An 11,265-nucleotide genomic window follows, 5' to 3' on the forward strand; every position below is an offset into this window, starting at 1 on the left:
TTTAAGTTCCAGCTAAAAATAATCTTCTAAATTTTTCTTCAATTTTGTCTTGTTTAATAATTATTGTTACTTGTTTCTTTTTAACAGTTTCATAAACATCCACACCTCCCTCTTGATCTGTAACTCCATCATTATCTTTATCAACAGGAACATCTCTTTCGATATCTTCTATTTCAAGCAACCTTTTATCTCCAGTTCTTGCAGGCCCAAGATGCTTCTTTAATAAAGCTCCCCAATTATCTAAATCGGCTAAAACTTTTTGATTAGTAATTGTTGCTTTATATGTTGTGTCTTCAAACTTTGTCATATCTAGATCATCATAAGGATCTAAACTCCCTTCAGAATTTGATATAAAAGTAATTGGTGCATTTTCTGTAGCGTCTGATGCCATATTTTTGTTAGGTGTATCATCGGGGACATCTGATCTTTCCAACGACAAAGTGGTATTATTATCAGAGTCAAAATCTGTAGAGTCGGTAATCTCATACCTTCCACCAACCCCTTCAATTATAATTTGATCCCCATCACCTGGTTGTTGAGCTAGACCTTTTACTTTCAGTGATGTCCCAGCTGTTGTGTCCTCAAACACTCTTGGATTTCCATATTGAGCAGCTACAGGATTATAAACAGCTGCAAGCTCTTCAAACATTAATTCAACTGCATAAGCAGCTTTGTCAAACTTCCTTAGATTTGCAAAATCTCTTTCTTGATAAGATTGTAATGTCATAAAGACAGTTATAGCTACACCCAAAACTCCAGCAGCCGTCATTCCCTCAACTAAAGATACTCCTTTCTGAAATTTGTACTTTAAATTCATTACATTCTTTTTCCGTTATTAAAAAAACCTGTCTCGTAAGTGTGTAAATAATCTTTTTTTCCTCCAGCATTTTCGGAAGCTTGCATTTCTCCTCTAGCGTTTTCAGGTGACGAACCATCCGGTAAAAAACAAAAAAAATTATTTGAAGCAGAAACTTTTGTGCAGTTGCCCGTTGTAGATGTGCATCTGCTTATTGTCATATGTTCAAGTTTTTTTGTTAAATCTAAGAGTTTAGTTCCTTTGTCATTTGTGCCATCAAAATCAGAGCACTTGGTTGCTGTTGATTTATGATATTCCACATTATATCTATTCAATCCTTGAGCCTGCCAAATCTCTAAATCTGCAGTATTATTAGTGGTATCATTTATAATTCTTATTGTGTAAGCATTTCCATCTTCCAATGAGAGTTGTCTAACATAATTTATTTGACCTCGAATTGTTGCAAGATCACTCTCAAAATTTTCTTGTTCACCAAAGTTGTCAATGGCAGGAAATCCTACAGCACCTATAATAGCCAGAATACCAATTGTAGTCATAAGCTCTAAGAGACTAAAACCCTTTTCTTTTTTAAACATTGTTTATCCTACTGCGTTTCCGATACTGAAAATTGGTAAGTATAAAGCGACCATAAGAACTCCAATAATTGCACCTATTAAAACAATCATCAAAGGTTCAATAATCGACGACAGAGCTGCAACCACACCATCAAATTCTTCCTCATAGTAATTTGCGATAGATTGAAACATTTCTTCCATATTTCCTGTTCGTTCACCAACTGCGGTCAACTGAGCTAATGCGGGTGGGAATATATGTTCTTCTTTTTGAAGTAATGCGGATAGAGTTTGACCAGTTACTATTTGTTTACCAACTCTCTCAAGAGCATAAATAAATACAAGATTGGTTGTGACAGATTTTGAAATTTTGATTGTATCAATAATGCTAACACCTGCTCTTGTTAGATTGGCCATAATCATACACATCCTTGACACAGTTGCTTTGACTATTAAATCTCCAAATAATGGAAACTTCAAAAATCTTTTGTGCATGACATGTCTAAAACCTTCTATATTTTTGTACATAAAATTGTACGAAACTCTTATCATGATTATTATTCCAACTATTTTCAATAAATTAGTTGGATCAGCAATAAACCTACTTGCATTGACAATAACTAAAGTTGCTCCAGGAAGCTGAACACCCATAGATGCATACATTTTTTCAAAAACTGGAACTACTTTCCACAACATAAAAATTGTAATCACTGTTGCAACAGTCAGAAGCATTACAGGATAAAATAATGCACTTTTTATTCCTGATCTAATTTTTGCATTTTTCTCTAATAACTCTACTAATTTAATTAAAAACTCATCCAGCTTACCACTAGCCTCACCTGCGGAAATCATATTTAAATAAATATTATCAAATATTTTTGGATGTTTAGCAAATGCATCTGTCAAATTCATACCACCATTTAAATCTTTAACTATAGAGTGAGCTGTCATTTTCATTTTCATATGTACAGTTTGATCTCTAATCATCATTATAGACTCTAATATAGGTAGGCCTGCTTTAATCATAGTCGAAACCTTTTTTGTAAACTGCAATAATTCTTTTTGAGGTACCTTGGCCCAAGGACCAAAATTTAAATATATGTTACCTTTTGAAAATATTATTGGTGCATTGCTTATAGGAATATCGTCTAAGGATGGTGGTCCTTTTGAATCTGACTTACCATTTCCTTTTTTTATTGAGGTAACAATAATTTTTTTTTTTCTAAGTTCTGCAGCGGCAGCTCTTGGATCAGAAGCAGAGATTACACCATTAATTTTTTTTCCAGCTTGAACGCCAGCATACTGAAATGTTGCCATATATTTAAACTACTAAAATTCTAGAATATTCTTCAACAGACAATATACCTTTTTTAATAAAATTTCTGCCAATAACTTGCATAGTTTTAAAACCATCCTTAACAGCAACTTCAAGCATCTCATCTCCTCTAGCATCTCTTAAGATTGCGGCTTCTAAATTAGGAGTTTTTTTTAAAACTTCATAAATTCCCTGTCTGCCTTTGTACCCAGTGTTGTTACACTCTGCACAACCAGCACCCATTTTGGGTACAAATGAATTTAATTCTTCCTCTTTAAAACCATATTCTAATAAATTTTCCTTAGTAACTTTTTCATCATCAGCAGTACATGACGAACAATTTTTTCTAGCTAACCTTTGAGCAACAATCAAACTTAGTGCTGATGCAACCATGAAACTTGGAACACCCATATTTACTAATCTAACAACTGTTGAGACCGCATCATTTGTATGAAGTGTACTTAACAACAAGTGTCCAGTTAAAGCTGCTTTAATTGCAATATCTACTGTAGATTTATCTCTTATCTCTCCAACTAGAATTACCTCTGGGTCTTGTCTTAAAAAAGATTTTAATATCGCTTCAAATGTTAAACCAATTTCATTATTAGCTTGAATTTGACCGACACCTTTCAAATAAAATTCAACTGGATCTTCAGCTGTCATTATATTTGTCCCAGGATTATTTATTTTTTTGATACAGCCATAAAGAGTTGTACTCTTACCACTACCTGTTGGACCGGTAACCAAAACCATGCCTTGGGGAGCAGTTATAGCTGTAACTAAATTATCATAATCTTCTTTATCAAGACCAATTTGCTCTAAACCAAGATCTGGTCCAGCAGCAAGTAAACGCATAACAACTCTTTCACCTTCCTTAGCTGGAATAACTGAAAATCTAACATCAATATCAACATCATCCTCATTTTTTGGTTGTGGATTTTTAAATTGAAGTTTTCCGTCCTGTGGTAATCTTTTTTCTGAAATGTCACAACCAGACATAATTTTTAATCTGGTAACTATTGCGTTATAGTTCTCCATCAGAAATTGTTTGAACTGTAATTGTTCTTGAAGAACACCATCTTTTCTAAATCTTATTCGAGCCTCACCTCTTCTAAAAATTTCAATATGAATATCACTCGTACCACTAAAAAAAGATTCATTTAAAACCTTATCAACAAACTCAACAACAGCATTTTCGCCTCCAGCAATTTTAACATTTGGTACTTTGACGTTCAAATTTGGTTTGGAGAGCGATGATTTTTGAGCTTGAGCATTTATTGAACTTGCTGATTCTTGTGTTGCTTCAATTACAGATTTAAATTTTAGAGCTTGATCTAAATTAGTTGGTTTAGCAACATACAATTCAACATTGCAACCAGTCATACTTTTAATTTTGCCAGCTAATGTAGATCTAGTTGGGTCAAATAATGCAATTTTTAAAATTCTCCCATTAAGTTCAAATGGAAGCATTTCATTTTCCATTATAAAGTCCTTTGGAAGTTTTTTTACAGCATCTTTTTTAATACTTTGCTCTGTTAAAACAACTTTACGTAAAGCGTAATTTCTTGAAACAGCTGAAACAACATCGTCTTCAGTTATTAATTTATCATTAATTAGGTACTCTAGAACGCCAAGGGGTACTTTACCATTACTTTCATATTTTTTTTTAGCTTCATTAAAATTTGCTTCAGAAAGTTTTCCTGAATTTTTAAGAAGTGTTGTAATTTTAAGACTTATATCAGGATTTATTGAAGGCATCGTCTATAGTTATAATTCAATTTATAACTTATACAATATTTGCACTCACGAATATTAATAGTTGTGTTCTATCGTCTTGTTTTGTTTGGGATTTAAAAAATGTGCCTAGAAGTGGAATTTTTGAAAAAAAAGGCACAAAATTATCATTATCATTTTTAGTATTAACATAAACACCACCTAAGACTGCTACTTGACCAGTTTCCAACAATACTATCGATGTCAATGATTCTTCATCAGTTGCAACATCACTTCCACTAGCATCTCCAGGTTTATCATTGTTAAGTGTCAATTCTAGTTTTACTTTACTATCTCCAATTACATCAGGAGTAACCTCAATAGTTAAATTTTGCGGTACCTCGACGGTGCTAGCAGCCGCATCTCCAGCTGCTGGTATTACCTTAAGTAAAGTTTTTCCTTGAGTTAAAGTTGCTGTTTCTCCGTCCATTGCAAAAAGTTTTGGATTAGAGATAGTTTCACTTAGTTTGTCATTAATTGACATATTAATAACAGCTTTCAATCTTGTTATTCCAATATTACCAATTAAAACTGCGCCACCTGCTAGAGTTTCATCTGGAAATCCAGTACTTAATTCCGGACCAGTTTCTGTAGTAGTATCTATGTTAAAGGCAAAACCATCTTGACCAGGATTTGTTGATACTCCTGTATATACAATGCCATCTCTACCATTTTCAAGTTGGCTAGCATTTACAGCCTCTAATCTATTATTGAAGTTTTCTTGGAAGGTATCAGAAGCATTTATAATATATGCCTCAATTAAAACTTGTTTCTTTTCAATATCAATTTGATCTAACAACGACTCTACTTGATTTAATTCCTCTGGGGTTCCTTTTACCAAAAGCTGATTATTTGAAGGGTCATCAACAAACTCTATTTCATTTTCATCGCCCAATATCGATTGAATAGGTTCTATTATATCTGCGGAAGTTTGATGAAAAACTTTAAAAATTTCAGTCACTAATAATCTTTCTGCTTCACCATCTGTATCAGTATCAAGGCTTCCTCCACTTTCCAATGTTAGTACATTTTTATTTACCTCTAAAGTTCTTTCAATTTTATTTTTTTCTAATTCTACAAATACCTCTTGAGAATGTACTCTTAACAAACCTGAGTCTCTATCCTCTGTCATTATTAAATTATTTATATCTAACAATGCATATACTGCTGATCCCCATTTGATATTTTCAAAATCTATAGTTATATTTCCGCTTACCTCATTTCCAATAATTATGTTTCTTTGAGCTAGTCCAGCAAATAATTTTAAAGCTGATTTGATATCCATGTTATTTAATTTTAAAGATACTTCATTCGTATCCAATTTTTTTACAAATGAGTTATGATCAACTATTTTTAAAGAAGAGGGTTTTTTTGCGTCGTCAGTTTTATTTAATGATATTCTTCGTTTTAAAGGTTTTTTTTCAATTTTTTGAATATCTTCTACATCTTTGGCGAATTCATCTGTCGTATCTCTAAAATTTTCTGCAGATGCTTTAACATTAAAAATTTCAATATCTTGAACAGCACCTCCATCTTTTTGTTCATTAGCCATATCTGGTCTTCCACTTCTACAGCTCGTAAGAATTATGAAAACAGAAAATAAAATTATTAATTTTTTAAACATTAGTTAAACAAATCCTCTACATTTGTTACAGTTTCAGTACCTTCATCATTATTTTCCTCATCAACACTCTCGGTTCCACTATCAACTTCTTCACTATTTATATCAGTATTAACCAATTCCTCAGTAGCAGTTTGTGGTAGAGATGCAATTGCCAAACCTACTATTGGAGTATTTATTAAAAACTCATATTCAATATTATCTTCTAAAACAATCATTCTATTTTTTTCAATTGAAACTATTACACCGTCTCTATTTCCTATTCTATCTCCCTCTCTAACCATAAATTCGCTGCTGTTTATTTCTATGATTGCAAGATTTTTTCTATCTATTTTAAAGTCACTAATACTTTTCTTATCTAAATTTTCATAAGAAATATTTTTATTAGTATAGATTGGGATTTTTACTAATTGATTTTCATTTAAAATAACTGTGTTTTTTTCAAAAGCATTAAATTCAATTAACTCAGGTATTTCTCTTTCATACTTTTCAGCGATATCAGCAATTGTTTCATTTGCATTAGTTACATGAATAAAGAACGGTAATAATAATTTATCACCTATTAATAAAATATTTTCGTCTTCTAAATTATTGTAAGAAGCAAGTTGTGTTGGATTTAAATTATATCTTTCTGCAATAATATTTAAATTTTGACCTTCTTTTACTATGTGAAATCTATTTGGGATTACTAACTTATCACCAATAACTAGTTTCCTAGATCCAGGGTATATCGCATTTGCAATCTCTATTTCTCTTAAAGAAAAACCATATCTAAAAGCAATTTTTTCAATTGTATCGTTTTCAGATATGATGTGAGTAGTCGGTGTTTTTGCTATATCAATTTTTCTAACTTTGGCTCTTTGAAACTGAATGTCAGACTCCTTACTCAGCGCTACACCTTTCAGTAAATATTCTCTTAAAGCATATGCAACAATTGGATCAATATTTAAAACTGTAACTAGTTCAGTGCTTTCAGGTTCAGCTTCAGCAACTATAGTTTCTTCATCATTGTTATTAAATAGTTCCTCTGCCATTTCGAGTTCTTTAGCAATATCCTCCTCAATTAATAAATCAGACTCAGGCTCTACAGTCTCTTCAACAACAATCTCAACTACTTCCGGCTCTTTAATAATACCAATTTCATTTGTAAATGGGTCACCATAAGAATTGCTGTGAAAAAATATTACTACAAATGTTAGTAAATATCGAAGTAACATTATTTTTTACCTGCCTTCAATAGTTTTAGAACTACAGTTTCATCATCAAAAATCTCATTCTCTAGAGGTTTCAAAGACAATCTTGAATTAAATTTTTTAGTTATTTTTTCTTTTGGTAAATCTTCCTCCTTAGGTGCAGGTTGACCTTCGATTTTATAAAGATCTAACCTATCTTCTTTAGAAAACTCTACCAATGCTTCAATTTTACTATCACTTACTACTTCATTTTCTGAAAAGTTGTTCATCATTTTTACAACTGCTTGGTCATTCATTGCAACTCCAGAAAATAAGATATTGTTTTTTTCCTCTATCCCAAAACTTGTTAATCTTACATCTTTTGGAACTATTTGATTTAGACTAGCATAAAGATTTGCTGTTGTTTTCAAATTTGATCCAAATGAAGCAGCTGTATTTTTATCTGCTTTTATTTTTTTAATTTTAGCATTGTACCCATTCAAAAGATTTTTTTTACTTTCAACATCTTCTTGTAGTGTCTTGGCTGCATTTAATTTTGAGGAATTATTCATAATCTTCAACATTTTAAATGGCAGCACATGTCCTATAAAGCCTAAAATAAATATCATTGATATCAATAAACAAAAATTTCCTAATGATTTTGATCTCCTGTTAATTTTCACTTGATTAAAATTAGACAATAAATTTACTGAAATTATTTCATTAGTATCTAGATCAAATGAATTTAATTTTCTTGATGCAATTCCTATAGCCTCTGATGCAAGAGATTTATTACTCAGTGAGTCGATATATTTTTTTGCATCATCAGAAATTTCAGCTGAATCCTCGGGATTGTAAATTTTAACTACAACATCTCCTAGTTGCCTCTCAATTCCTTTTGAAACATTTTTAATTTTAGATTTATCTGAAATTACTGTAACAATATTAATTGGATCAAATTCATACTTTGTTTCATACTCAACTAAATATTGTTTTATTTGTGAACCCAATCTTTCAAAGATTTCATCCCAAAATTCTGTTTCAATACTCTCAACTTCTTCCACAGTATCAAGTAACACTTGATCTGCTTCAATAATATTTAATTCTGAATATTGAAATCCTTTATTAGAACAAATCGTGATACTTTTCTCCTCTTTAGTATAATTTAAAACCACATTTGGAGTTTCGAAACCTTCTTTCCCAAGAAGAATTCCTTGAGCATTGATATGTGCAAATGGTGCAAGATCAATAACAACAGGATTGTAGCCTGCAAGTCTAAAAATATTCGAATAAGTTTCTACAAACTTTATTTCCATGGCAACTAAAACTACATCCATTACACCAAGCTCTTCATTTGTACTCATTACAGAATAACTTGTTTCAAATTCATCTAAATTTTCAGGTGTTTCATCAAACTGATCCCAAAATCCACCTAAAGCAGTTGCTTCCCTTAAACTTTCTTCATCCATAATTGGAATTTGTAAATTGTAAATTTGTGCCTTAGATGTGTCCAAAGAAACGGCAATATCTTTTGTTTTAGTTTTAATCGAATCTAAAGCGTTTTTAACTTGATCACTTAAATATGTTGTTGCGGATAAAAAATCTTGGTCTTCTCCAATTCCTGCTATTTGCTGATTAGAGAAATTATCAATTTTGCAAACACCTTTTTTGTATGAAATTTCTGCAGCTTGAATAAATTTATCTCTAAAGACAACACCTATTACTTTTTCTTTTTTTGAGTGATTTTTTCCTATTAATTTAATGATAGGAGCAAAAGCTTTTGCAATAGGAGGACCAATTTTATCAATCATAATTTTTATAAAAACCGAATAAAATCACAATAATAAATACCGAATCGGTACACAAGCATTAGTTGTGTTACTTTATATATATATAAACATTAAAAAAAACTTGAAAAGCTACAACTTTTAGAGCATCAAAACATTTATGAGTCTTCACGATAAATTAAAATCATACCCAAAAGAATATGATTTGTCAGATATTCACATCAGATCGAATCAACCATTTGCAATCAGAGAGAACGGTGAAATTAAAGTTTTTAGTGAAGATATTATTTCAAGACAAGATATAGAAACTTTTTGGAAACAATCTTTAGATAAAGCTCAATATGATTATTTAATAAGCAATGGTGATTTAGATTTTGCTGTTGTTGTTGATGGACAGAGATTTAGAGCAAACGGTTATTATTCTTCTTATGGACCAAGTATGGTTCTTAGAAAAATTATAAGTGAAATTCCTAATATTGAAAAACTAGGTTTGCCACCTGCAGCACATGAAGCAATCACTCATAAAACAGGATTGGTGCTTGTTACAGGACAAACTGGATCTGGTAAGTCTACATCACTTGCTGCAATGATAGATCAGATTAATTCTCATAGAGCAGAAAATATAATTACAATTGAAGATCCAATAGAATTTGTTCATCCTGCTAAAAAAAGTATTATTTCTCAAAGGGAAGTTGGAAAAGATACTGGAAGTTTTGCAAAGGCATTAAAGTCTGCATTAAGACAAGATCCTGATGTAATTTTAGTTGGTGAAATGAGAGATCTTGAAACTATTTCATTAGCATTGACTGCAGCAGAAACAGGTCACTTAGTTTTTGGAACTTTACATGCAAGTAGTGCCTCATCAACAATTACAAGAATTTTAGACGTCTTTCCTCCAGCTCAAAAAGAGCAAGCACAGACAATGTTAGCTGGATCAATTAGATTAGTAATGTCTCAACAGTTATTAAAAAAGAAAGGTGGAGGAAGAATTGGATGTCATGAAGTAATGACGGGAACACCTGCTATAAGAAATTTAATTAGAGAAGGCAAAACAGAACAAATTCAATCTACTCTTCAAACATCTGCTAAAGATGGAATGTTTACAATGGAAAAATGTCTTGAGGGTTTAAAACTCAAAAAATTAGTTGAGTAGATTAATTTGAACTTTCGGTAAATCTTTGTTGGGGAACTATTGCAGAAAAAGTTCCAGTACCAGTACAATTACTTTCAGTTTGTTCGCCAAGGCCTCTGTTAACACTTGAAGGATTTGGATTATTTGCTCCTTCACATTTTAAATTGAAATCCACATTACCTTTTAGCTCAACCTCAACCTCTAAAAACTTGATATTGTTAGCTGTGGATTTTGTAATGATATTATTATAAAGATAATTAGCTGCTAAAAATGCAAAAAAAGCTAGAAAGAATATTTTAATGTTATTTAAATTTTTTTTAAAATTTACCATCGTTATTATTGTTATAGCTTTTATTCCTAAAAATTCTAATGCAAATATTTATCAATTAAGTTGTAAAAATAAAAAAAATACAACAGTTTGGGTTTATTCAAAAAAGAGAAAACAAATTATTTTAACCAAAATTAATAATTCAAAAACAAAAGTAAATTTCAAGATGGGTAAACAAACCCCATCATCTTTCTCCTCTGTTGGATCTATTGGAGGACTTCAGACAAATTTAACTTACAGCCAAAATTCTAATGAATTAGCGTTGTTACAAAAATCATTAAGAGGGTCTAACCAATTTTATAAATGTGCAAAGCCAAAACTAGTTAAAGAGGAATAGTTAAAAAATTAAAGTTAAAGTTGTGCCGGGACCAACCTCATTGTGTTTGTACTCACAAAATTTAGAAGTTTTCTTTATGAAGTATACTCCTAAACCTCCAGGTCTGACTTTATCTAAATCTCTTGGTTTAATCGTATCTAATGGTACTTGTTCACCGTAGTCAGTAATTATTACTTTAAGCTCATCGTCATTTATAATTTCTAAATTTAAATCAATTTTTTGATCTTTTTTCATTTTATATGAATAACGAATTACATTTTGTAAAGCTTCATCAATTGCTAGAGTTACACTTGCTATTTCAATATTTGGTAGATTTAATTTGCAATATTCCTCTATTTTAAATCTTGTATCTTTTAACTCTGAAGGATTTGAATGCATTTTTATGTTCATAAATAAATTTCAATAGTATTACCCAATATGGGTATATTAAAT

11 protein-coding genes are annotated in these 11,265 nt (G+C 31.0%); 2 read left to right on the top strand and 9 right to left on the bottom strand.

From position 1 onward, the window contains the following. Position 1: 1 nt before the first annotated feature. The 7 genes from ACTTA8_RS05365 to ACTTA8_RS05395 are packed head-to-tail and all read right to left on the bottom strand — an operon-like array spanning position 2 to position 9,060. Complete coding sequence (locus ACTTA8_RS05365) at positions 2–817, bottom strand: type IV pilus modification PilV family protein (protein WP_440654761.1); 816 nt, start codon at positions 815–817, stop codon at positions 2–4. After that, positions 817–1,392 carry a pilus assembly FimT family protein gene (locus ACTTA8_RS05370; RefSeq protein WP_440654763.1) on the bottom strand — a complete coding sequence of 192 codons (576 nt, stop codon included), beginning with the start codon at positions 1,390–1,392 and terminating at the stop codon, positions 817–819. Before ACTTA8_RS05370 ends, ACTTA8_RS05365 begins: the two co-directional genes overlap by 1 nt. 3 nt (positions 1,393–1,395) lie before the next feature. Next, positions 1,396–2,685 carry a type II secretion system F family protein gene (locus tag ACTTA8_RS05375; protein ID WP_440654765.1) on the bottom strand — a complete coding sequence of 430 codons (1,290 nt, stop codon included), beginning with the start codon at positions 2,683–2,685 and terminating at the stop codon, positions 1,396–1,398. A gap of 4 nt (positions 2,686–2,689) precedes the next feature. Further along, the gene (locus ACTTA8_RS05380; protein ID WP_440654767.1) at positions 2,690–4,441 is read right to left on the bottom strand and encodes a GspE/PulE family protein; all 1,752 of its coding nucleotides are present in this window, start codon (positions 4,439–4,441) and stop codon (positions 2,690–2,692) included. A gap of 28 nt (positions 4,442–4,469) precedes the next feature. Continuing rightward, the gene (locus ACTTA8_RS05385; protein WP_440654769.1) at positions 4,470–6,080 is read right to left on the bottom strand and encodes a secretin N-terminal domain-containing protein; all 1,611 of its coding nucleotides are present in this window, start codon (positions 6,078–6,080) and stop codon (positions 4,470–4,472) included. Then, complete coding sequence (locus tag ACTTA8_RS05390) at positions 6,080–7,294, bottom strand: LysM peptidoglycan-binding domain-containing protein (RefSeq protein WP_440654770.1); 1,215 nt, start codon at positions 7,292–7,294, stop codon at positions 6,080–6,082. Before ACTTA8_RS05390 ends, ACTTA8_RS05385 begins: the two co-directional genes overlap by 1 nt. Next, entirely contained in the window at positions 7,294–9,060 is a 1,767-nt protein-coding gene (locus ACTTA8_RS05395) for a PilN domain-containing protein (protein WP_440654772.1), read from the bottom strand. Before ACTTA8_RS05395 ends, ACTTA8_RS05390 begins: the two co-directional genes overlap by 1 nt. Positions 9,061–9,196: 136 nt before the next feature. Between ACTTA8_RS05395 and ACTTA8_RS05400 the strand changes: the two genes are divergently transcribed. Further along, the gene (locus ACTTA8_RS05400; protein ID WP_440634671.1) at positions 9,197–10,189 is read left to right on the top strand and encodes a type IV pilus twitching motility protein PilT; all 993 of its coding nucleotides are present in this window, start codon (positions 9,197–9,199) and stop codon (positions 10,187–10,189) included. A 1-nt stretch (position 10,190) separates the two neighbouring features. Here ACTTA8_RS05400 and ACTTA8_RS05405 read toward each other — a convergent pair whose 3' ends face one another. Next, on the bottom strand, positions 10,191–10,499 hold the full coding sequence (locus ACTTA8_RS05405) for a hypothetical protein (RefSeq protein WP_262589735.1): 309 nt from the start codon (positions 10,497–10,499) through the stop codon (positions 10,191–10,193). Here ACTTA8_RS05405 and ACTTA8_RS05410 point away from each other — a divergent pair. Further along, the gene (locus tag ACTTA8_RS05410; RefSeq protein ID WP_440654773.1) at positions 10,468–10,833 is read left to right on the top strand and encodes a hypothetical protein; all 366 of its coding nucleotides are present in this window, start codon (positions 10,468–10,470) and stop codon (positions 10,831–10,833) included. The genes ACTTA8_RS05405 and ACTTA8_RS05410 overlap by 32 nt on opposite strands. Here ACTTA8_RS05410 and ACTTA8_RS05415 read toward each other — a convergent pair whose 3' ends face one another. Then, the gene (locus ACTTA8_RS05415; protein ID WP_440654774.1) at positions 10,834–11,223 is read right to left on the bottom strand and encodes an ATP-binding protein; all 390 of its coding nucleotides are present in this window, start codon (positions 11,221–11,223) and stop codon (positions 10,834–10,836) included. Positions 11,224–11,265: the final 42 nt, after the last annotated feature.

The sequence above is a fragment of the Candidatus Pelagibacter sp. HIMB1506 genome (genome assembly GCF_052047935.1).
In the GTDB taxonomy this organism is placed as follows: domain Bacteria; phylum Pseudomonadota; class Alphaproteobacteria; order Pelagibacterales; family Pelagibacteraceae; genus Pelagibacter.